Source organism: Roseibium sp. RKSG952 (assembly GCF_009711355.1).
Genome location: NZ_SMMF01000959.1, coordinates 177,539 through 200,046 on the forward strand (window position 1 = coordinate 177,539; position 22,508 = coordinate 200,046).

Sequence of the window (22,508 nt, forward strand, 5' to 3'; positions counted from 1 at the left end):
CCATACATGACCTTCAGAGCAAGCATTCAACACCATACGTTCATGAACGAAAACAGCCACTAAAGGCTGAACTGCATGAGGACACAGTGCTAAGCTCAGTATACCCCTGAAGAGAGCCTCTCACTCGGCTTGAGCGCTGTTGGGGCCGCATTTAGTCGGCAGGCAATGAAACTCTGCTACGAACGGAGCAAACCCGAGGGCTTATGCCTGCCATACCTCATAAAGCCCTTCACCAATCTTACTGGCTCTGCCTGATAGAGGTTTAGTCATAGGCCGCCGTGACAATCATTTCTACCTTCAATACGCTACGAGCAAGCTTCGACTCTCCGCATGCCCGGGCTGGAGCATGGCCTTCGGGCACCCAAGCATCCCAAACAGCATTCATCTCGGCAAAATCAGCCATGTCGGCCAGCCAGATTTCACATTTAAGAATACGGGTCTTGTCACTGCCGGCTTTGATCAGCAGGTCTTCAACCTTGGCCAGGATATCGCGCGTTTGCTCGGATACTGTAGCTGCGTCCGAGGTCTGGCCGCAAAGATAAGCTACGCCGTTGTGTTTGACGATCCGACTCATGCGCTGGCCGGTTTCGATCCGAGTTATAGTCATGTTTTGTACCCTTCCAGTTTTGGGAAGCTTGAGTGATATTGTGTGATGCCAAATGGCGATTGGCAGATAAGATTTATTGCGTCTTGCAGGGATTTCGGGACAGTGTTGGCTGGTTTTATGGTTGGTCGTTTGTCAGCTCGTTTTGGTACCCAAAGAGCGCAGGCAACCCGCCAGTGTGTAACATGACGACTTTCTGCCCGGGTTGGATTTCACCTACGGTCACCAGATGCAACAACCCCGCAAAGGTTTTTGCGGAATAGACTGGGTCGAGGAATATTCCTTCTGTGCGCGCCATCTTTTTTAGAGCCGCGTGGGTCATTCCACTTAGTTTGCCATACCCCGGGGGCAGCGCCTCATCCAGAACGTTTATCCGGTCCTGCAGGGGTGCTGCGTTGATATCCAGCAAATCCGCCAGTTTCTGCAGAACGGTATTCATTCGGGCCTGTTGTTTTTCGCGATCCCGGCGCACGCAGACCCCAAAAACGGAGGCATCGTTTTCTTCTAAGGCTATCCCTGTCAACAAGCCTCCATGTGTGGCTCCGCTACCAGACGGGACGACGACGGCATCAATATCCTGCATCTGCTGGGATAATTCCTGTCCGGCAACGACATAGCCCAGGGCACCTAAGGGTGGATGGTTCAATCCCAAGTGTATGACATATGGTTTGCGCCCCTGAGCTTTCAGTTCGTCGGCGCGCGCGTGCAACGCAGCATCCGCGCCTGTTTCGTCCTCACCCTCAGGATAGCTCATATGTTCAGCGCCTAGAATCTGAGCCAACAAAACATTCCCGGAACTGTAATATTCCTCGCCCATATCCGGCACACGCTCTTCCAGCTGCAGTACGGACTGCATTCCTAATTTGGCGGCAGCGGCTGCCGCGGACCGAACGAAGTTGGACTGAACTGCACCGGTAATCAAAATGGTATCGGCACCTTGCTGAAGGGCGTCCCCAAAATAGAACTCGAGCTGCCGCGTTTTGTTTCCACCGAACCCCAGACCGGTCAGATCATCGCGTTTAAGCCAAAGGTCTATCCCCAATTCCAAAGACAATCTGTCCAACCGTTCCAAAGGTGTTGCACCAGACATGAGCTGGGCTCGCGGAAATCTGTCCAAGTTATTTCTTTGTGTCATCGTCTTCCCTTCGATTTTACGCGATCGTAAATGCGCGATGAAAGAGAACACCGCAGGCTATCAAAGAAACCACGCGGATAGCTGCAGTGACTAGCGATTGTGCCAAATAAGGGCCTATGACGCGACCGAGAAGGCTACCAATCAGTGTGAGTGCGACGAAGACCCATAGTTGTGGTCCAATAGTGAACGCCTGTGCCTGAGACAGGCTATGCAACAGGAACGCGATGCCGTACGCCACAAGCGCAATGGGTTGCACCAGCTTTGCAACCTCTTTGGCTGAGCGGCCTTTCGCAATCAATCCGAAAACCATCAGGGGACCGGGCGTCGCCGCCCAAACGGTTGCCAGCCCAGACAATCCAGAGACGGTTGAAAATCCCGCTGTTCCAATTGAACGCCGCAAGGGCAGCAAGGTCGTAATAAGCCCGATCAGCAACAGGCTGGCCGTCAATGCCAGGACAAACGCCTCACTCAACAAGGGGTAGATTGCGAGCCCAGCAATGACTCCGGCGAGGCATCCTAAAATTGCCGTGCGAATTGTCTGTCTGTCGGACCTGAGCACGTGCCTGTCCGTTGCTACTGCTGAAACAAGCGTGTTCAACAGTAGCAATACGGGAACTGCTGTCGAAGTCCCAAGCAGGATCATCATCGGCGGCCCCGCAATGATGCTAAACCCGATTCCAACGCCGACTTGCAGCATTGCGCCAAGTCCGATGGCAGCCATCAGGATGGCAAAGTCAACGGACACTAACCCCCCCACGTCCCGCGCGATTCTGATGTCTCGTTACGCCCAAGGCATGATGCCGGTATAGGCTTGGCGCGTCGCAACGGTATGTGCCATCTGCGCCAGCGTCGTCAAATCGAAGACTGGAAGCTGAAGCTCTTCCTGAAGGCGCGCGGCATATGGCGGCAAATCAGTACACTCCAGCACCAGAGACCGTATTTCAGGTGTTTGGTGTTTCAGTCGCCGCGCGGCCTCTAGAACTTCGGCCTCGATCAGATCAGTGTCCATGCGGGTCCGCGTGTTCCTCAGGATAACCTCAGCGAATTCGCTGGTATCCTCCAACCCTTGCACCGCGACAGGAATACCAGCAGCCCCGACACCTTCGAAATGCCTAGGTGTCAGTGCTGATGCATCTGCGGTTAGCACGCCTACCGGGGCATTCGCTCCGGTCATGTGAAAGGCCAGTGGCACCTGGATCAGACTGGACGCGAAGACGGGAATGGAAACCGCTGCGGCCAGTTCCTTTTGAAACAAGGCCAGAAAACCGCAGCTTCCAGTGATGGCCCGAACGCCCTCAGCTTCAAGCCGTCTTGCGCCCTCAATAAAGGGGGCGAGCAACTCAGGCGTCGGGTTGTTGAGCAGTGTCGGGACCGTAATGCCGTCGATCATTTCATAGAGCACCGGAAATGGCAGACTGGACGGATTCTTGATATGCCCGGGCGGTTTCGGGAAATAGCTCTCAAGGCACAAAACCCCGATCGAAGCCCCGCAGATATTCTGGCCGCCTTCGTAGATTGGCATGATGCAAAGATCCTTTCGAATTGAAGATTTAGAAACGGGCCAGCAAGAATGGGTCCAGATTGATATTTGGGCTGCGATCGGACATGAGATCCGCCACAAGCTCTCCGGTCTTTGGCGCCATCATCAGGCCGTAATGAGAATGCCCGAACGCAGCGTAGAGCCCGTCTTTGCCATCGAGCGGTCCTATTGCGGGCAGGCTATCGGGAAAAGAAGGGCGCCGTCCCATCCAGAACTGTGCTTCTTCGGTATTGAGATCCGGCACCAAAGACTTGGCCTGATCGATCAGTATCTTTTCTTTGCGCGGATCGGCCGGGGCATCGACACTGCCAAATTCGGCCGTGCCAGCGACCCGGAGACCGCCTTGCATTGAGCTCGCTACGACCTTTGCATCCACATCCATGATCGAATTGTTCAGCACAGCTGAAGGACTTGGGAATTCAACATGGTAGCCCCGCTCGGCAACGAGCGGCACAGATAAACCGAGAGGTCTCAGAAGGTCAGCAGACCAAACGCCGGCCGCCAGAACAACCTGGCGCGCGTGCAATGTGTTTTGCAACGTGGCGATCTGCCAATTGCCTTCTTCGTTGCGTGTCAGCTTGGTGACTTCGGATCGCACGAATTCGGCCCCTTGCGCACGCGCTTTTTCGGCCAGAACCGCACCCAAACGACCCGGCGAAGTCGCGCGCGCCTGTCCTTTGATCACAATTGCGGCTTTGAATTCTTCAGACAGAGCGGGCTCCAGGTGCCTTAACTCAGTGCCGTCGACACGCTCCAACTCACCTCCCTTTTCTCGGCGGATTAGATAACCAAGCCCATCCAGGTCAGCCTCTTCCGGGTTACGGAACGCGTGGATATAGTAGCTGTCGGCGATCAGGTCTTCATGCCCAGTACCTTGCAGATGCCGACGATATAGATCGATGGACGGACGGCATAAAATCTCCATCGCATCCGAGACTTCGCGCACAGACCCCTCGTCGGACTTGCCAAGAAAGCGCATCCCCCATGGGATCATCTTGGGCCAGAATGACGTCCGGACAGATAGCGCGCTTTTCGGATCCAGCAGCATTTGAGGAAGTTTTTTCCAAATGCCTGGAACTGCCTGGGGAATGATCGACCACGGCGATACCACACCAGCATTCCCGAACGAAGTTTCCTGCCCGGGTTCACCTCGGTCGATCAGCCGAACCGGGATGCTGCGTTCCTGCAGTGACAGGGCACAGCAAATTCCGACGATCCCAGCGCCGATGATGGTCACTTGTTCCGTCATCGCATCAGGCCGGAGATTGACTGCGGCTGCGCGCGATCAATTGGGTTACAATGACAGGAGAGGCCACGGCCAAAGCGATCAGGTCTGCTGTAAGACTTGGCGCAACGAAGATGATCCCCGCGATAGCCATCAGAACCCGACCTGCAATATTCATCGGTTTCAGCCAATAGCCCACGACGGCGGCCGACAGGGCGATAACACCGGCGATACAGCTTGTTGCGGTATAGGTGAACTCCCACAGATTGAACCCGGTTGAGGACACGAACAGCAAGACCGGCGCATAGACAAAGGCCATCGGGGCGATGACTTTGCCCAGTCCAAGGGTGAAGGCCGATAACCCGGTTCGGAACGGGTTCGAGTTGGCAATCGCTGCGGCCGCATAGGCCGAGGTACAGACAGGTGGGGTGATCTCGGACACCACGCCGTAATACAGCACGAACAGGTGGCTTGCGATGGGCGGGACACCAAGCTGTGCAAGTGCGGGCTGCGCAACGGATACCAGCATGATATACAGCGCAGTTGTCGGGATGCCCGCGCCCATCAGGATGCAGACAACAGCAATGAAGACCAGCGAGATGAACAACTGCAGGTCTTCCATAGCAAATAGCTGGAAGCTGCCGAATGAGATCATGTTGTAGAGATCCGAAGCCAGATTGCCCGCACCCTGCGTCACCATGAACCCGATGCGGAACCCGATACCGGTCGTGTTGATCACACCCACCACGATACCTACCGCAGCAGCCGCAGCACCCACGGCCAGCGAGTACTTCACGCCCAATTCGACCGCCTGCAGCATTTCGGGAACTTCGATCCGTTTTTGTGGGTTAAGCGTCGCGATCAGGGACAGAGCGCACAAGATCGTCGTCATGGTCAGGTCAAACCCGCCATCTGAAAACTTCCATAGGACAAAGGCTAGGAACGCTGCCGCATAGATCAATGTCGGAGGTTGTTTCAGGCGTGACATGCCTGCGATCACGGCAAGTGATATGCCGCAGAAGGCCGACATAAATGGCGTGTAGCCGGTGAACAGCACGACCAGCAGGCCAATCAGGGGTACGATATTGGCCCAGCCTTCGGCCCAGACGGCTTTGAGCTGCGGCAACTGCTCTTTCGCCAGACCCTGCAGGTTCAGCTTGCGCGCCATCAGGTGGACCACGGCAAAGACGCCGACATAATGCAGAAGCGCGGGGAAGATCGCCGCAATCACGATGGTGGTGTACGGGACCTCGAGGAACTCAGCCATGATGAAGGCGGCGGCCCCCATGATCGGCGGAGTGATTTGCCCACCGGCCGAAGACGCGGCCTCGACCCCGCCCGCAAAATGGCCGGGGTATCCAAGGCGCTTCATGTTGGGAATTGTCAGCGCGCCGGTTGAGACGGTGTTGGCCACCGAAGAGCCCGAGATCGTGCCGAAAAAGGCCGAGGATACCACCGACACTTTTGCCGGACCGCCGGTATAACGGCCCGCCAAAATCGTTGCGTTATCGATGAAAAGCTGTCCCAACCCCGTGCGCTGCGCGATCACGCCGAACAACACGAAGTGGAATACGATGGTGGAAACAACCCAAAGGGTGACGCCGTAGATACCTTCCTGCGGGAAATACATTGACGACACGAAGGTTTTGAAATTCACGCCGGGATGCTGCAGCAATCCGGGGAAATACGGCCCCAGCAGGGCATATGAGATGAAGACACAGATGATCAGCGGCAGCACCCAACCCAAAGTACGGCGCGCGATGTCCAGCACCAGAAGGATGATGATCACGCCCAAAACCACGTCATAAGTGTTGGGGTTACCCATACGGAACGTCTGTTCCTCGATCCCCAGAAATGGAATGCCGCGCCAGGCGACGCCCACATACAGGGCAGCTACGATCCCCAGCGCCATGAAGACCAGATCGTAAAGAGGGATGTTGCCGATGCGGAACCGGCTGACCTTGAGCGCATAGAGGCTTTTGGCGCCGATAATCGGGATTGTCGCGTAGACCAGAATGAACAAAAGGGCCAGGTAGATGCCCATGTGCCAGTGATCGGCCGGCAGGCCGAACCCGGCCGTGAAGAATTCATAGAATGCAAAAATTAAGGCAACGACACGCAGAACCTTGCCGGTCGTCGGTGTAACCTGCCGGACGGCGGCACCTTCGTCGAATTGTTCTTCGATCGCAGCCAGTTCCTCGGCTGTCAGCTCGTGGTCATCAAGTTTCTGTGTCTCGGACATGATGGCCCCCCTGATTACGCGTATTTAGAGTACCCGGTGCCCCAAAAGGGACACCGGACGTTTAAGCTGTGTAAGGCTGAATTACTGAAGAAGTCCGGCTTCTTTATAGAACTTCTCAGCGCCCGGATGCAGCGGAACACCCAGCGCTTCGACACCGTCCAGCGCTGTCTCAGCAGTGATCTGCTTGCCCTTAGCATGGCCGTTATCCAGCAGCTTGCGGGTGTTGTCGTTCCACAGGGCTTTGGTCAGCTCATAGACCAGTTCGTCAGACAAATCTGAGGATACAACCAGCATCGCGCTGACCGCGGGGGTTTTGGTCTCGGCGTCTATCCCTTCATAGACACCGCCCGGAATGGCCGAGGGGATATAGGCCGGGATGATCTCATTGATCTTCGCCAGATCTTCGTCCGAGAAGGAATGCAGGTTCATGCCCTTGGTCGAGGACAGCTGCACCATCGCGGCAACCGGCCAGCCCGCAGCATAGAAATAGGCGTCCAGCTGACCGTCGGCCAGTCGCTCGGCGCTCTGGCTGTTGTTCAGTTCAGCTTCGTCCATGTTGTCACGGTTGACGCCCCAGGCGTCCAGCATCTGCAGCACGGCAACCTGTGTGCCGGAACCAGCCTGCGCGATACCAACACGCTTGCCTTCCAGATCGCTCAGATCGTTGATCGTCGCTCCGGCTGGCAGCACCAGATGCAGGTCTTCGGGGAACAGGTTCGCCACGATGCGCAGGTTGGGGTGAGGTTTGCCCTCAAACTTGCCTTCACCCAGATACATCGAGCGCGTGACGTCGGCGGCGGCCAGACCGGCCTCCAACTCGCCGTTTTGAACGGCGGCATTGTTAAAGACAGACGCGGTGGTGGATTGCGCAATCGCGATCAGACCCGGAACACCGCACTGTCCGCCCTCTTCGCACGGACGCGACCCCGGAGGGGCGGAGATACCGTTTGCGATGGTGCCGCCAATGGGGAAATAGGTTCCGCCGGCTCCACCGGTGCCGATGCGGAAAAACGTCGGGTCCTGCGCCAGCGCGGGTGCGGCTAAGGCGCCAGCCAATGCAAGGCCTGTCAAACACTTCACAAATTTCATTGTAGTCTCCGTCGTTGGTTCGTTGGATTCGGTTGATCCGAACTTCGATCCTGAAAGCCTAGTGAGAATTATCATAAATACAAATTTGTTATATTTCACAAAACTAAGGTTTCGCTTATGTATTGAGTATGAACCTGACACAGCTCACCGTATTTCGCGAGGTGATGGAAACCGGCTCCATCTCGCAAACCGCCAAGAAACTGAACCGCACTCAGCCCGCGATCAGCCTTGCATTGAAGAACCTTGAAAAGGCACTGGGACTGACCCTGTTCGAGCGCAAGGGACGACGATTAGTGCCCGTACCTGAGGCGCATTACCTTTTAGCTGAAACCACAGGTATTCTGGACCGCCTTTCGGCAATTTCCAGCACAATGGAAGGATTGATCAAGGGGCATTCCGGCAGCCTCAATATCGCTACAATGCCTGGTCCGTCCGCCTTCTTGTTCCCGCGTTTTATTAGCCAGTCGGTTGGTGAGAACCCCGAGATACGTATCACATTGTCCACGCGCAGTTCGCCTCAGATTATGGAGCTTGCGGGGACCCAGAACATTGATTTTGGTTTTGCGGATTTCGAGCATTCAGCCGGGAAAGAGCCCCAGTATTCTACCGAACTGATCCGGGCAGACTGTTTTTGTGCCGTTGACAGTGATAGCCCGCTTGCTTCCCGCAAGATCATAAGCATTTCCGACCTCGATGGGGCTCCCATGGGAGGGTTGCATGCCACGCATCCATTCCAGCGCAAAATTAGACAAGAGTTTGAGGATGTCTCCGCCGACTATAATCCAACGGTGACCTGCCAGTACTTTCTGCCATTGATACCATTCGTGAGTTCTGGTCAGTGTTACTCGATCGTGGACCCGCTGACCGTAGCGACTGAACAAGAACTAAATCTGTCAAACGGAAAGGTCGCGTTTTTACCCTTTGAGAAACCACTAAGATACGAATACGCGCTTCTCGAGCCCGATCACCGTCCACCGTCTCAATTGGCTTTGAAGATCAAAGCAGGTTGGAAAGCCGAAGTGCTAAAGATGTTGCAAGGGGTGAAGGCCAAACCTCATGCAGTTGGGATAGATGAAACGGGAAGCGAGCAGAGTTAAGCAACTTTGGCTCTTCAAACTGAAAACTGCCGGGGAGGAAGGTTCGCTTAGAATCGACTTTGGCGGGCCAAAGAATGTCATCTTTGGGCCAGTCGCGTTTGCAGCACCGAATCTCATGAACGGCAGCACTCAGCTGATGACCTCAAAAGCTAAGGCTACTCGGTGCCTTAAGGGTGTTGCGCTTCTGCGTTTGTGCATTAATCTTTATTGAAAACAAAGAATTAGGATTTGTATTGAGACCCCTGATAAAGATCGCCGCTATTTGCGCAATAATCTACTGCTTTGGTACTCTTTTCTGGATGCTCCAGGTAGCAAAGACGCCGCTGAGCATGACCCATTTTCTGCTGTTGCTGGGCGGCATTTTCGCAACTTTCGTTGCGCTGATGGCTAAAGAGCCCTGGGATCTGGGCAGCTCCTCATCGAAACGCCCTGATGAGCCTGAAAAACCGCGAATTGAAATGACTGTTGATGAGATGCTTTCTGGTGTCGATTCCCAGGAAATCGGAGCAGTCATGGAAGAGCTGGAAGGTCATGCGACGAGACCAGCTGAAATACCGGGTTGGGCCATTCGGTTGGTGTCGCCCTATGCAGATACGCCTCCGCCGAACTCTTGGTTCGGAGGACGGCCCGCACTTCCCGCTGATTTTGAATGGCCGAGGAACACAGCGGGTCAGGCGATGAATTTTGTAGCCCAGATAGATCTTGGCGAAATCCCCCCGGAACCGGAGACTACGCAAAGAATACCCGGGCTTCCCGAGGCCGGCACGATGGTGGTTTTTGCCAATTTCCGAGGCGATCTGGGCCATTTGATCACGATCTTTCCAGAGCATAGTCAGTTGCGGGAACGGTCAGAGCCAGATGATCTGGAGGCCACTTTCCATTATCGAAGAAAGGCTGTGTTTCCAAAGTGGCATTTTGAGCTGATTCCTTATCTAGACAGCGCCGAAGCGACTCCGCCCGGAATATTGGGTGAAGAGGAACCTCACGAATGGATCACGAACTGGGGCCTCGCTTTGGCAGAGCTGGACGCTGCATCCTATTCAATCCGGAGCCATCGGGGTGACCGAAACAGGCATCTGAGCGACCTGCGTCGAATGAAACGAAGTGAATGGCCCGGCGCGCGCGGCAACCCAGAGATACTTGAGAGAACAAGATTCTACCGGCAGGTCTCGAACCTGTTGCCGCCCCTTCACAAAGAGATTGCGGCGTTTCGAAAGCTTGCGGAAAACCACGATCCAAGCGACGCCGTAGATCAGGAAGCCTTACAACGCCTGATGTCTGCACGGATGGACCTTGTGGCAAATCTGCCTGCGAATGCCAAATACGGTATCGCTTCGCTCAACTGCGATCATCAATCAAATATACTTCATAGCTTGCTTCTGGAAAGAGATGTGACACTTGAGGAAAAGCTGTCTGACCTGCCTGAGTGTTTCCACGACTTTGTGAGCAAGCACATTAGCGCCTGGCGCGGACATAGGCTTTTTGGCCAGAAACTTCCAAAAACGACTTCGATCCTAGACTTTCGCAGTGTCCAATGCGTGCTGGATATCAAAGCTGATTATTATCTCGGCACCGAGAGTGAACACCAAGATGGGTTTTCGATCTGGACTCCGATCGAAGCGCTGACCGCCGGGGATTGGTCAAAGACAAAGATGTACCATCACACGAATGTTTAGAAAGGTATCGGTCTTCTCAATGAGGCTCTGCCGAATTGCGGCCTCTACCTGAATTCGCAGTACACAGACACTAAGGCATTGCCCATTCGATCTTTGCCGAACTAAATGAAATATGAACCGAAAAGCGGACGTGTCTTGACCGTGCGACGTTTGTCAAAATGAGATCCTGCCGCCGCTCTCTGGGGCGAGCCTGAACAGACCCTTTGAACCCTGAGCGGATATTGAGCGGTGCAAATGCTGCGTTTCGCCATACCGGCCATTCAGTAGTGCCTACATCGGTCGGAACGGGAAAGATATGCACGCCTGCTTCGTAGTGCGAATCCTATATTTGATGTTCATGATCAAATCCGAGGAATGCTCTGAGTTCCTCAAGAAGAGGAGCCAGAGCATCTTTTTCGACATGATCTCTCAAGATGGATTGGCAACGGTATTAACTCGCCCCCAAAGCCTGCCCGTTTTCATCAAAGTAGTGCAGTTTTTCAGGCGGGAAATGCAGTCCAATCTTAGCCCCGGGCACAAGATCCGTATCTCCATTCAGGCGGACAGTAACTTTTTCTTCGCCGCCACAATCAACGATTAGGAAAGTATCAGCGCCCAAATATTCGATTACCTCAATGATACCATCGCTTTGACCATCACCAGCTGCAACAACCTCGATATGCTCAGGCCGCACGCCGAGTTTGGTTGCGTTTCCGGATAGACCGAACTCACCACTGCGACCGTGCTCAAGCTTGTAAGTGCCGCCTTCAGTCGTGCAGGGCAGGATATTCATCTTTGGGCTTCCGATGAATTGGGCCACGAACAGATTGGCAGGGCGCTCGTAAAGCTCTCGTGGCGTACCGACCTGTGCGATCTTCCCGTATTCCAGCACCACAATCCGGTCGGCGAGTGTCATGGCTTCTACCTGATCGTGCGTCACGTAGATCATCGTACGCTTGAGGCTTTGGTGAAGTTTGGCGATCTCATACCGCATCTCAACCCGAAGCGCTGCATCTAGGTTTGAAAGCGGCTCATCGAACAGGAACGCCGTCGGATCGCGTACGATGGATCTTCCGATTGCCACCCGCTGCCGCTGACCGCCAGACAGGTCCTTTGGCCTGCGCTCAAGGAATGGTCCCAGTTTGAGAACCTCGGCGGCCCGGTTGACCTGTTCGGCTATCTCGACCTTGGGAACACCCGCAACTTTCAGCGAGAACCCCATGTTCTCAGCAACCGTCAGGTGCGGGTACAGCGCATAGGATTGGAACACCATCGTCAGCCCGCGTTTTGAAGGCGGATGATCTGTAACGTCGCTGTCATTGATCAACAGAGACCCGCGCGAGATGTCCTCGAGGCCACCAATCATGCGCAGCAGGGTAGATTTCCCACAGCCGGACGGGCCGACGAAGACAATAAATTCACCTTCATCAATCTTGAGGTCTACGCCCTTGATGACTTGCGCAGAGCCGAACCATTTTTCGACTGATTTTAGTTCGATGCTACCCATCAGGCCCTCCCTGCCCAGTGAAGCCAGACAGCGGCTGTCCAAGTAAATGCCTGGCCACCTGCAGGGCTGCCGGTTTTGGGGTCGAAGTATTCTGCGAACCCATAGCCCGATATCAGTTCGGCAGTTTTCTGGCGCAGCTGTTCTGCCTGCTGTGCATGCCCCATATCCGCCAGACCAAACCCGATCATCATGTTCATGAAAGCCCAGGTCGGACCTCGCCAGTACCGACGTGCGTCGAATTTCGGCATATCCGGATCATAGCTTGGAACGGGGTAAGGCACAGTTTCCAGAACTGATTTCAATCCCTTAAGCATCCGATCAGACTCCATGCCAGCGTACCAACACAAATATGACGCGTTGGAAATACTGTCGGCCATCTCCCCGGTATGCGCGTCACGCGAGTCGAAACTCCCTAGGTCATCGTTCCAAAGCGAACGCGCGCCGGATTCCAGCTTTTCAATATCCTCACTCAGACCCTCGGCCTTCAGCCCAAGCTTTTCGCTGATTACCAGCAGGTCCCGCGCAGCGCGCAGAGTGGTGAACGTCATAGTGGGATCGGCGACGCGGAATGGGTTGAGCGACAACAGGGCTTGCTGGTCCCATCCCGCATCTCTGCCGATCTGAACCAGCTTGATGTATCGGTCGTAGTCGAACTTTGTAGGCCGGTCGTCGCTGTTTACATGGCTGGTGTCGCGGCGCTGGTATTCCCCAACATCCGATGCATCCATGCGTGCCATCGAGTTGTCCCAATCAGGGGCGTTGTCGCGACCTGCCTCCCACGGATGAGTCGTGCACACGGCACCGAATTCATCAAGGCGCCATTTAATGATCCAACGATGCCACGCCAACATTTTAGGGAACAGCTCCTTCATGCGAGCATCCCCAAACGCGGTATCCTGTTCCCAGATTTTGCGTACCATGGTCGCGGCAATTGGGGGTTGGATGATGCCCGAAGACGGGATCGGGCCATTGCATCCCCAAACATCGGGACCGGGAAAATACCCTTCATCCTGCTGGTGGAAAAGGATATGCGGAACCATGCCGTCTGCCCATTGCCCGGTGAACAGCGTCTCGATCTCAGTCCAGGCGCGGTCGAGGTCGAACTGGGCAAAGCCAAGCGCGGCAATCGCGCTGTCCCAGTTCCACTGGTAGGGATACAGTCCCTCGGTCGGGATGGTGTAGCCTCCGCGATCGTTGGCAATCAGGATATTGCGCGCTTCGCGGTCGGGGTTCGTATGTTGGTTCATCTGTGTCATCCTTTGACAGACCCCGCTGTGAGGCCCTTGGTCATGAAACGTTCAAGCCCCAGGAACAGCGCCATGATTGGAACGGTGGCGATCACCGCACCGGCCATCAGGTGCTGACGGGGAATTTCTGAGGAGTTCAGCATCGTGACCCCTCGGGTCAGAGTGAATTTCGACGGATCGTCCAGCAGCATGAAAGCCAGCAGGAATTCATTCCAGGCGATCATGAAGACATAAAGTGAGACCGATGCCAGCGCGGGCAGGCTGAGGGGCAGGGTGATTTTCCAGATCACCGCCAGACGCGACAGACCGTCCATCAGCCCGGCCTCTTCCACTTCGGTCGGCAGACCCCGGAAGTAGCCTTGCAGCATGTAGAGCGCGACCGGGATCGTGGTGACCGGGTAGATCATGACGATGCCGAGGATCGAGTTGCGCAAGCCGGTCAGTGAGAAGGCGATATAGATCGGCAGCGCCAGAACGATCATCGGCACCATGTAGATCAACAAGATCGAACGCGAGAACGCCTTTTGACCCTGAAACCGGAACCGCGCCACCGCGTAAGCGCCTGGTACGCTAAACAGTAGCGTGATGAATACGGTCAGGACCGAGACATAAAGCGAGGTCCATAGGTAGGTCCCGAAATTGAAGTCTCGGAACAGTTCGGTGTAGCTGCGGAACAGGTCGGTGCCCTGAGACAGGTCGACCGAAAAGTCCAACGGGTTCTGCAACAATGCCTGTTGAGATTTCAGGCTGGTCATGACCATCACGTAGAACGGGATCACGACGATTGCCGTGAAGAAGATATAGCCAAACCCAGTGCAGAAACGGATCACTGCCTCTTCGTATTCATGGCGCGTAAGCGCTCCGAATGGTGTTTCCTTCAGGATCGCCGCCAAGGAAAGGTGCATGACGACGGCCATGGCGATAACCGTGACCACAACCGCTTGCAATGATGTGTCTGAGCCGATCAGAACCGGGCCAAATCCGGTCAACCCGGACAGGCCCAACAACGCCGATATGCCGAGGCGGGTCGGAGCACGCTGCGCGGGAAAACGGACATAGACCAACCCGGCAATCGCGCCCCAAATCAGGCAGAGCAGAACTTGCGGGCGAAAAGCGGCCCCGGTTGAAAACGACATGGTGATGGCAACGGTGGTGGCGACCACTACTAGCCACAGCGCGCCCAAAACCGGAGCTGTAAGATACCCTTTGCGCATCACAGACCCTCCTCACGGCTGATGAAGCGAAAGAAGACAAAGCTGAAGGCGATCAGGCACAACAGGATCACGACGGCCACCGCCGCACCGGCACCGATGTTCGAGATCGCAAAGGCCTGTTCATAGACGTTGACGGTCAGCGTGCGGGTGCCTGCATTGCCGCCGGTCAGCAGAAAAATGTCGTCGAACTTGTTGAACGTCCAAATGAAGCGCAGCAGGAACAAGACCGACAGGATGCCCAGCAGTTGCGGGATGCTCAGCAGCCAGAACTTCTGGAACGGAGAGGCCCCGTCCATATCGGCGGCCTCGTACATGCTGGAGTCGATGGACTGCATCCGGGCCAGAATGAACAGGAAGGACAGCGGGAAGTAGCGCCAGATCTCGAACACTGTGACCATGATCAGCGCCAGCGGGCGCTCACCGAAGAAATTAATCGGCTCGCTACTCAGCCCCATCTGCACCAGCAAAGCGTTGGCCGATCCCGAGAAGGGATCGAAAAGCGTGACCCAGGTGAAAGCGACGGCGATGACGGGGGCGACATAGGGGAACAGGTAAAGGCCGCGGATGAAGCCTTGTCCCCTAAAGCTCTTGTTGAGCAACAAGGCGGCGAATAATCCCATGACCAAAGCGCCAATCGTCCCGAAGACCGTATAGAATAGCGTGACCCAGAGTACGCCCCAGAACTCCGACCCATCAAAGACACGTGCAAAGTTCTCGAGGCTGAATTCAAGGTTGGTCAAAACGTTCGGACCACTGCCGGTGAGGCGCGGTTCGGAGTCCTCGACGATTTCTTCGAATGCGTCGGGATCGCCGTCGACCGTGACCGGGATGCGGATACGCTCACGCTGGCCGCCGTCCAAGGTTCCAAAATCGCAGAACAAATCCTTCCCGTCCAGAACACAGGGCGCTGTGACTTCGCCCACGGCAACACCATCGGGCAGCACATCGGTCAGGGTCACGCCTTCGATGGCGATTTCCTGGCTGGAGTTCCTTAGACGGTATTCGATCCGCAGATCGTCACCAGAGCCGCGTAGGCTTTCACGGATAACCGGAGCAGGCGGGCGCAGGTCGGACAGGGTAAACGGCTTGAAGCTGATCCAGATGATCGCCAGCAAGGGCAGGATCACCACAAGCGACACGCTGATCACGGTCGGAGCCAGCAGCGCCCAGGCCAGACGCGCCTCGCGTTTGGCAAGAGCCCCGGTTCCGGTCGGTGGGGTGGCCGAAGACATGGGATACCTCGAAGGGTTGCGAGCAGCGGCGCGAACGCCGCTGCAGGTGCTGGTTGATTACTGAACTTTGGCCAGCTCTTCGTTCATGGCTGCAACTGCGGCAGCCGCGTCAATCTCATCATCGATATACTGCCGGACCACGCGGTTGATGGCCTGAGAGTTGATCATCTTCGACGCCAGCGCCAATTGACCTTCAGCCACACCCCAGCGCTGCGCAACGTCCAGACCGCCAACGATCTCGTCGATCATCGCTTGGTCATAAAGCTCACCCAGGGGGGCCTTACGGTCAACGCCTACAGGCAGCTCGGCCCATGCTTCGGAAAAGGCAGTCGGATTGTCGGCGTTGCCGCGACGAACAGGGAACTTGCCCTCAGGCGCAATTGCCAGCGTTTGGGTGTATCCGTCATCCATCGCGAACTTCACGAATTCCATCGCCGCGTCCGTGTCAGCATCGTTGGTAATGCCAAAGTACCTCACATCACCCCACGCTGCGCCATCTGGATTGGACGGGCCAGAGAAGTTGGTCACGATGCCGGTCTTGCTTGCCAGTTCGCTTGAGGTCGGATCGTCGTTGATTGTCGGCGGCGCACTGTCCCGCAAGCCGGCCAGTTCATCAAGAATGAAGGGCGACCAGATGATCATCGCTGCCTTGCCGTCGAAATAAAGCTCTCGCGATTGCTTCCAGTACAGCTCACCCGGAGGTGACGCTTTCGAGATTGCTTTGTAGAAATCGAGAACCTCGGTTGTCTTGGCCTCATCCAGTGGCTTGAAACCATCAGCGCCAACCGGCGAGACGCCATTGGCGAGGAACACATGTTCCAGCACTTGGCTCATGAAGTTCTCATCTACTTTGGTCGCCGCAACGAAGCCATACATTTCAGGCGGGTTGTGCAGTTTCTCCAGAGCGGCCAAGACGCTGTCAAACGAGTTGGGCGCATCCAGCCCGGCTTCGTCAAATAGGTCTTTGCGGTAGACAACCATCTGTGTCCAACCATCGACAGGCACTGAGGCTGTTTCGCCATTAAAGGCCGCCATACCCAACGCACCGGGGGCGAAAGTGTCGGCACCCAGCTCTTCGATCACTTCTGTCGCAGCTTCGGTGTCAAGGATACCTGCTTCGGCCCAAGGCAGGGCGTATTGCAATGGATGATAGACCACATCTGGCAGGTCGCCTGCAGCGAAGGCTGCGGTCGCTCGCGTGCCCAGATCGGTCTCGGTGACCGGGATCACCTCAACGGTGGTGCCGGTTTCCGCTTTGAACTGGTCCGCCATTTCCTGTTGTTTGGCCAGCCGTTCTGGTTGCTCCTCAGTTGTCCAGAAACGAATTGTATCTGCTTGTGCTGACACGGCTGCCAGGGCCAGCGCCAGCGATGTGCCAAGCATCAGTCGAGATGCCTTTGGTGTAAGTTTCATGATCGGTCTCCTCCCCGATTTCCATTTCTGAATTGTGTAATTTTTTGCGCCAGCTCTTCAGGTGTCAGGCGCGGTGGTCCATCGGATTCCCGTTCCAAAAGAACGGCTTCGCCCAACTCACGCAGGCTTTCCGGTGCTTCTCCACGGGTTTGCCGTATGAGCATTTCAGCAAGGCGTTCGCCAGCCCGCTGTGAGTCGACGCTGAATGTCGTAAGGCCCGGGCTGACGTATTGGCTTTCGGGTATGCCGTCATACCCAAGGATCGAGACATCCTGACCGATTTGCAGACCAAACTTGGCGCAAACAGTATATGACCCCAATGCGGCCAGATCAGTCGCAAAGACGATCCCGGTTGGTGGATTCTCCAACTCCAGCAAAGCTCGCGCTTGGACTGCCCCTTCATCACGGGTGCGCGCGCCCTCGCGGATCAGTTCAGGATCGATAGGTAAGCCAGAGGCCCTCAGACCTTCAAGATAGCCATCGCGTCGAAGGTGGCTGTAGTTGAATTTCGGATCGCTGCCGACAAAGCCGATGCGACGATGGCCAAAGCCGCTCAAACGGCTGACCGCGCTACGGATTGCCGTCTCACCCGAGATATCAAACCAAGATGTATCGCTGTATGTGTCCGCCTGCCCGTATCCTGTTCGACCGTAGAGTATAAATGGAACATTCAACGCACTTAGATACTTGATACGAGGGTCGTCGACTTCCGTCCTGGGCAGAATAAACCCATCCGCTTTGCGCTCTTCCACAAGGCGCCCCAGAACGTTGAGCATATCCTCTTCGGACTTGGCTGTTGAGATAGTCATCGTCCAATCGAATGCGCTGGCACCTTCGCAAGCGCCCGCCAGAAAGTCCTGCAGAAACGGATTATGCCGGTCCGGTTCCCCGCTGTTAATGACCATCGCAATTGCACGCACTTTCCCTGTGCGGATCGCCTGCGCGTGGCTGAGCGGGCGATAGCCCATCTTCCTTGCAGTAGTTTCGACCCGTTTTCTGGTGGACTCTGAGATGTCGGAATACCCGTTCAAAGCGCGCGACACGGTGCTCTTTGAAAGTCCGAGGTGATGAGCCAATTCGTCCAGCTTCACCCTTCCGGATGAGGGGTCGCGACGGAGCGAAGATTGGCGCTTCGATAGACTGGGATTCGTTATCATTCCATTATTTGGCTCTCCGAAACCGGTTTCGGCAACAAAAAAATCTCATCTTACTGCCTGCAACACCCTGGTCGCTTGGAGGTGCGCGCCATTCGGTAGCCCAGCAAAAAAAGCTACAAGCCCGCTATCTGCGCATTACTGAGTCTCAGTCGCGAATTTTTGGAAGAATGAGCGCGGCTCAAAACTTGCACTGCTTAGTTGGTTAACTGAGCATGCTGATTGAATGGCCCGTCTCCGTCGCCGAGCTGATCCTTTTCGGATCATCTGCATTCGACTAAACAGGCCATCGTTCGCAAGAGACCGCAACTGAACCAAGTCTATCTCATCTCAAAACCGGGAATGAACGTGATGACTTGGCTCAGTCAGGATGAAACTTCGGTGATCGTTTCTCCAGAAATGCTGCCATGCCTTCCTTTTGAGCAGGCAGACCATAGAGCGCGTGATAGGTTTGGCGTTCGTGCCGTATTCCGGTGTCCAGCGTGCTCTGCTCGGCCATATTCACGCATGAACGTGCCATCTGGGTGATGTCGGGGGCATATCCCGCGATCATCTGTGCTGTTTCCATTGCAATATCTGCGAGGTTGTCAGAAGGTACCAACCGGCTGACCAGACCTATCTGCAGGGCTTCGTGCGCATCGATCATGCGCCCGGTCAGGATCATATCCATCGCGCGAACGCGCCCGATCAAGCGGGTTAGGCGCTGTGTGCCACCGATACCCGGAATGCAACCGATCTTGATTTCAGGCTGCCCGAATTTTGCGGTCTCCGAGGCGAAGACCAGATCGCACATAAGCGCAACCTCGCATCCGCCGCCCAGGGCATAGCCATTGACGGCTGCAATCTTGGGAATACGAAGCGCCGCAAAACGGTCCCAACCTGCGAAGAAATCGCTGGACTGCATCGTGGCATAGGTTTGAACTGCCAGTTCACCGATGTCTGCGCCAGCCGCAAAGGCGCGGCCATTGCCGGTCAGGATCAGGCAACCGATATCCGGGTTAGCCTCAAAACCGGATGCAGCAGCGAGCACCTCTTTCATCACTTGTGTGTTCAGGGCGTTGAGTTGGTCCGGCCGATTGAAACGGATCGTTGCGACCCGCCCCTGTGTGGATGTTTCGATTGTCTCAAACATAGTCAGCTATCCCAGATTGCGCCGTAGGCCGGGATGCCCAGGCTTTCCATGTCGTGTACGACTTTTCGCGTCAGTTTCTGGTTCGAGATCACAATGACCGCCTCGGCCCCGCTGTCGCGTACAGCCTGCAATGCCAATGCCGAAAGGTTTGGCTTGCCCTGCGCATCGGTGTCCCAGATCAGAGGCCCTTCGGTGTTCGCTTCGATCTCGTCGACCAGAGCATCGCCATAGGTTTTGCGCGGGCTTCGTGTTGACCAGATCAGGCGGTTGGGCACGTCACCCGCCAATAGATGTGGCAGGATCGGTCCGATGCCCGACCCGGTGCCGACATAGACCACTTTTTTGAACAGAATCTCGATCCGGGCAACACCAGAGGTGGTGATCCCCTTGACCCAGACCTTGTCTGGTGGAGTGTCAATGAACCTGCCTGTCCAGTCTCCGGCCCGGCTGATCGCCAGTCGATAGCCGGATTCGTCCGGGGCAGGGATATTGGCGAAGGAATGGTACTCGCCAAACGGCGTGTGGCTGATCGCATTGGAGCTGCCGGGGAACGGTGTATCTCCGTAATTGAACCGAACGATTACAGCGTGGTTCGAGGGCTTCTCGATCTCAACACTTACGCGCTTCAGGGTCAGCCAGGGGGACAGGATCGACAATGTGATCAGGCATAGCATCCAGAACGCCGGGCTTTGCAATAGTTCACCGCCCATATCGTGTGTGATCGAGATCGTTTGCGCCCAGAACAACGCCAGAACAGTCCAGCCGGCGAAGCGATGGATTTTTTCGAACGCGTTGTGAAAACGGGCGCGAATTGGCCCCAGCGCTGAGATGACCATGATTGTCATCAGCACAACCATTGTTGCACTTAGCCCAAGGGTCAGATCTGAGGGGATGGATGCGCCGACCACACGGTTGGACACCATACCAAACAGCAGAAAACCAAACCAGATCGTGCCCGCAACGGTGCAGCCCGAATGTAATCCGCCAAAGTGAAACACCTTTCCGACGCCCCAGCGAATCCAGAGCGGCCACGATGTCGGGACTCGTGTGGCCAGCCAGAACAGAGCGTTGACCACCCTTTGCTGTCGGATCAGGATCCCGATGCTCAGGTTGATCAACGCCATGTCCGCGATAAGGGACAGCGCGTACTCATTCCCGGATAACCAGCGACCTTCACGCAGCCCCATCGCGAACACACCCAAATTCACCAGCGCGACCAGCAGTGCCAGTCGGCGGTATTCCATTAATGCCGGGTGCCGGGTGACTCGCCGCCAGTTCAGCGCACGGGATTCCAGATTTGTAGCTTCGGTTGTCATCAGTTCAGCTCCGTCCCGGTCTTGGCGATGTGGTCCTGCGCAAGTCTCAGCAACAGTCTCTTATCCAGCTTGCCGCGCGGGGTTCGGGGCAGGGCGTCCAAGGGCATCACCATGGTTGGGCTGCAGTAATAGGGCAGGCGATCTGCTACCGATTGCGTCGCCCGTTTGGGGCAGGCCGTACCGGGGGAAATGAAGCTGACAAGGTTTCGGCTGTCATATTGCAGGGTCACCGCCTGCTGACAGCAGGGTGATGCCTCAAGCGCATTTGTGACGCTGTCCAGTTCAACCCGGAAACCGCGGATTTTGACCAGATCATCGACACGCCCGAAATGCTCAAGCTCTCCATCCGGGGTCCATCGACCCAGATCACGGGTACGGAACATCATATGACCGGGCCGGAACGGATCAGGGCGATAGCGTTCTGAGGTCAGTTTGGGGTTGGCCAGATAACCTGCTGTCACGCAATCACCGCCAGCCCACATCTCTCCCTTCTGCCCGATGGGCAGGGGGCGCAGATTTTCATCCAGAACATAGACCGTATTGTTCGGCGTTGGGCGGCCGATCGATAGGATGGGTTTGTCAGGATGATGTGGCTCAGCCGTGTTTATGATCGTGGTTTCGGTCGGGCCGCACGAGTTGTAAAAGGTGCAAAACGACGACCAGGCATCTGCCAGCGGGCGCGGGCAGGGCTCTCCGGCGACGGCGGCGACTTTTATTTGCTGGCACCGGCTGTGATCCAGCGCGTTCAGGATCGAAGGAGTGGCAATCAGCACATCGACCTGTTCTGCCGTAACCTGGATGGATTTACCGCGAATGACCAATGTTGCCCCATTGGACAGGGCGCCCAGTGTCTCCCACGCGGCCATGTCGAAGGCAATGGACAGGATCTGACCAACCCGCAGCCCCGGCCGCATTCCCAGATCACCCGGTGATGTCAGCAGGATATTGGCCAGATTTGCATGAGTGACCTGTACGCCATTCGGTACACCCGTCGTTCCGGAGGTGAATAGGATCATCGCAAGATCGCCCGCGCAGGCGCGGTGACCAGCGGAATCCGGGGCGGGAGCATCCAGCATTGGATCGAACATGATCGTATCGATGGTGATCAGAGTTTGATTGACCGCAACGGGCACCTGATCGGCCAGAGAACTCAGGCTGAGCAGAACCTTCGCACCGGTAACTTCTGCCACATGGCGTAGGGTTTCGGTGGGTGCAACACCCACATGTTGCGGAACATAGGCAGCCCCCAGCTTCATCACCGCGACAATGCCGACCACCATCTCGATCGAGCGGTGCAGGAACAGACAAACGGCATCGCCGCGTTTCACACCATGGGCCCGCAGCACGTTGGCCAGTCGGTTTGACGCCTCATCCAGCGCCACATAGCTGAGCGCATGCTTGCTGCATTCGACGGCTATGGCATCGGAATTATGATGAAGTTGATGGCGCAGCGCGTCGGCAATTGTTGCGTGGCGCGGTGCCAGTGTTGGACCCCATCCAAAGGCCCGGAATTTGGCCCGATCTGCAGAGTTGAGATCAGCAAGACAGTCATTGCCGGGTTTGGGGAGTGTCAGGGGATGGTAGTCTTTCAGAGGATTGACAGCAAAGTTCTGCATGGCGTTTTCCTTTTCTGAGAGGGTCACGCCTTAGTGATAATGGGAAAAATTCCCATTTATTGTCACAATCAATCACATTATGGTCACGAA

At 55.9% G+C, this 22,508-nt stretch carries 18 protein-coding genes; 2 read left to right on the plus strand and 16 right to left on the minus strand.

The genetic code is table 11. The annotated features are described in order from the left end of the window. Positions 1-262 precede the first annotated feature (262 nt). The 7 genes from E1297_RS40855 to E1297_RS40885 form a co-directional block, all read right to left on the minus strand. Positions 263-607, minus strand: coding sequence for a RidA family protein (locus tag E1297_RS40855; RefSeq protein ID WP_155148518.1), 345 nt, complete (start codon positions 605-607; stop codon positions 263-265). 115 nt (positions 608-722) lie between these two features. Further along, entirely contained in the window at positions 723-1,694 is a 972-nt protein-coding gene (locus tag E1297_RS40860; RefSeq protein WP_209016299.1) for a D-cysteine desulfhydrase family protein, read from the minus strand. A gap of 61 nt (positions 1,695-1,755) precedes the next feature. After that, positions 1,756-2,484: a TSUP family transporter gene (locus E1297_RS40865; RefSeq protein ID WP_155148522.1), complete on the minus strand. Its 729-nt coding sequence runs from the start codon at positions 2,482-2,484 to the stop codon at positions 1,756-1,758. Positions 2,485-2,520: 36 nt separating this feature from the next. Continuing rightward, positions 2,521-3,261, minus strand: a complete 741-nt coding sequence (locus E1297_RS40870; RefSeq protein WP_155148524.1) for an aspartate/glutamate racemase family protein — start codon at positions 3,259-3,261, stop codon at positions 2,521-2,523. Between the two features lie 28 nt (positions 3,262-3,289). Then, complete coding sequence (locus E1297_RS40875) at positions 3,290-4,528, minus strand: FAD-binding oxidoreductase (RefSeq protein ID WP_155148525.1); 1,239 nt, start codon at positions 4,526-4,528, stop codon at positions 3,290-3,292. Positions 4,529-4,532: 4 nt separating this feature from the next. After that, entirely contained in the window at positions 4,533-6,746 is a 2,214-nt protein-coding gene (locus E1297_RS40880) for a TRAP transporter fused permease subunit (RefSeq protein WP_155148527.1), read from the minus strand. A gap of 81 nt (positions 6,747-6,827) precedes the next feature. Next, positions 6,828-7,835 (minus strand): TAXI family TRAP transporter solute-binding subunit, encoded by a 1,008-nt coding sequence (locus tag E1297_RS40885; protein WP_155148528.1) that lies wholly within the window; start codon positions 7,833-7,835, stop codon positions 6,828-6,830. Positions 7,836-7,963: 128 nt separating this feature from the next. Here E1297_RS40885 and E1297_RS40890 point away from each other — a divergent pair, with 128 nt between their 5' ends. Continuing rightward, positions 7,964-8,932: a LysR family transcriptional regulator gene (locus tag E1297_RS40890; RefSeq protein WP_155148531.1), complete on the plus strand. Its 969-nt coding sequence runs from the start codon at positions 7,964-7,966 to the stop codon at positions 8,930-8,932. A 173-nt stretch (positions 8,933-9,105) separates the two neighbouring features. Next, positions 9,106-10,608 (plus strand): DUF1963 domain-containing protein, encoded by a 1,503-nt coding sequence (locus E1297_RS40895; RefSeq protein WP_155148532.1) that lies wholly within the window; start codon positions 9,106-9,108, stop codon positions 10,606-10,608. Positions 10,609-11,038: 430 nt separating this feature from the next. Here the strand turns inward: E1297_RS40895 and E1297_RS40900 are convergent, their stop codons facing one another. From E1297_RS40900 to E1297_RS40940, 9 genes are all read right to left on the minus strand, one after another. Then, positions 11,039-12,094, minus strand: a complete 1,056-nt coding sequence (locus tag E1297_RS40900) for an ABC transporter ATP-binding protein (protein ID WP_155148534.1) — start codon at positions 12,092-12,094, stop codon at positions 11,039-11,041. Then, the gene (locus E1297_RS40905) at positions 12,094-13,341 is read right to left on the minus strand and encodes a hypothetical protein (RefSeq protein WP_209016301.1); all 1,248 of its coding nucleotides are present in this window, start codon (positions 13,339-13,341) and stop codon (positions 12,094-12,096) included. Before E1297_RS40905 ends, E1297_RS40900 begins: the two co-directional genes overlap by 1 nt. A 5-nt stretch (positions 13,342-13,346) precedes the next feature. After that, positions 13,347-14,555 carry a carbohydrate ABC transporter permease gene (locus E1297_RS40910; protein ID WP_155148538.1) on the minus strand — a complete coding sequence of 403 codons (1,209 nt, stop codon included), beginning with the start codon at positions 14,553-14,555 and terminating at the stop codon, positions 13,347-13,349. Next, positions 14,555-15,787, minus strand: coding sequence for a carbohydrate ABC transporter permease (locus E1297_RS40915; RefSeq protein ID WP_155148540.1), 1,233 nt, complete (start codon positions 15,785-15,787; stop codon positions 14,555-14,557). Before E1297_RS40915 ends, E1297_RS40910 begins: the two co-directional genes overlap by 1 nt. Positions 15,788-15,844: 57 nt before the next feature. Further along, positions 15,845-17,200: an ABC transporter substrate-binding protein gene (locus E1297_RS40920; RefSeq protein WP_196223533.1), complete on the minus strand. Its 1,356-nt coding sequence runs from the start codon at positions 17,198-17,200 to the stop codon at positions 15,845-15,847. Beyond that, entirely contained in the window at positions 17,197-18,357 is a 1,161-nt protein-coding gene (locus E1297_RS40925) for a LacI family DNA-binding transcriptional regulator (RefSeq protein WP_155148542.1), read from the minus strand. The genes E1297_RS40920 and E1297_RS40925 overlap by 4 nt, the downstream gene beginning before the upstream one ends. A 358-nt stretch (positions 18,358-18,715) precedes the next feature. Then, positions 18,716-19,486, minus strand: coding sequence for an enoyl-CoA hydratase-related protein (locus E1297_RS40930; RefSeq protein ID WP_155148544.1), 771 nt, complete (start codon positions 19,484-19,486; stop codon positions 18,716-18,718). A 2-nt stretch (positions 19,487-19,488) separates the two neighbouring features. Further along, positions 19,489-20,802, minus strand: coding sequence for a hypothetical protein (locus E1297_RS40935; RefSeq protein ID WP_155148546.1), 1,314 nt, complete (start codon positions 20,800-20,802; stop codon positions 19,489-19,491). Further along, complete coding sequence (locus E1297_RS40940) at positions 20,802-22,418, minus strand: amino acid adenylation domain-containing protein (protein ID WP_155148548.1); 1,617 nt, start codon at positions 22,416-22,418, stop codon at positions 20,802-20,804. The genes E1297_RS40935 and E1297_RS40940 overlap by 1 nt, the downstream gene beginning before the upstream one ends. Positions 22,419-22,508 lie beyond the last annotated feature (90 nt).

Excerpts from the sequence above, each read along its gene's own strand:
- E1297_RS40855 (WP_155148518.1), bottom strand. The coding sequence starts at position 607 with ATGACTATAACTCGGATCGAAACCGGCCAGCGCATGAGTCGGATCGTC.
- E1297_RS40860 (WP_209016299.1), bottom strand. The coding sequence starts at position 1,694 with ATGTCTGGTGCAACACCTTTGGAACGGTTGGACAGATTGTCTTTGGAA.
- E1297_RS40870 (WP_155148524.1), bottom strand. The coding sequence starts at position 3,261 with ATGCCAATCTACGAAGGCGGCCAGAATATCTGCGGGGCTTCGATCGGG.
- E1297_RS40875 (WP_155148525.1), bottom strand. The coding sequence starts at position 4,528 with ATGACGGAACAAGTGACCATCATCGGCGCTGGGATCGTCGGAATTTGC.
- E1297_RS40880 (WP_155148527.1), bottom strand. The coding sequence starts at position 6,746 with ATGTCCGAGACACAGAAACTTGATGACCACGAGCTGACAGCCGAGGAA.
- E1297_RS40885 (WP_155148528.1), bottom strand. The coding sequence starts at position 7,835 with ATGAAATTTGTGAAGTGTTTGACAGGCCTTGCATTGGCTGGCGCCTTA.
- E1297_RS40890 (WP_155148531.1), top strand. The coding sequence starts at position 7,964 with ATGAACCTGACACAGCTCACCGTATTTCGCGAGGTGATGGAAACCGGC.
- E1297_RS40900 (WP_155148534.1), bottom strand. The coding sequence starts at position 12,094 with ATGGGTAGCATCGAACTAAAATCAGTCGAAAAATGGTTCGGCTCTGCG.
- E1297_RS40905 (WP_209016301.1), bottom strand. The coding sequence starts at position 13,341 with ATGAACCAACATACGAACCCCGACCGCGAAGCGCGCAATATCCTGATT.
- E1297_RS40910 (WP_155148538.1), bottom strand. The coding sequence starts at position 14,555 with ATGCGCAAAGGGTATCTTACAGCTCCGGTTTTGGGCGCGCTGTGGCTA.
- E1297_RS40915 (WP_155148540.1), bottom strand. The coding sequence starts at position 15,787 with ATGTCTTCGGCCACCCCACCGACCGGAACCGGGGCTCTTGCCAAACGC.
- E1297_RS40920 (WP_196223533.1), bottom strand. The coding sequence starts at position 17,200 with ATGAAACTTACACCAAAGGCATCTCGACTGATGCTTGGCACATCGCTG.
- E1297_RS40925 (WP_155148542.1), bottom strand. The coding sequence starts at position 18,357 with ATGATAACGAATCCCAGTCTATCGAAGCGCCAATCTTCGCTCCGTCGC.
- E1297_RS40930 (WP_155148544.1), bottom strand. The coding sequence starts at position 19,486 with ATGTTTGAGACAATCGAAACATCCACACAGGGGCGGGTCGCAACGATC.
- E1297_RS40935 (WP_155148546.1), bottom strand. The coding sequence starts at position 20,802 with ATGACAACCGAAGCTACAAATCTGGAATCCCGTGCGCTGAACTGGCGG.
- E1297_RS40940 (WP_155148548.1), bottom strand. The coding sequence starts at position 22,418 with ATGCAGAACTTTGCTGTCAATCCTCTGAAAGACTACCATCCCCTGACA.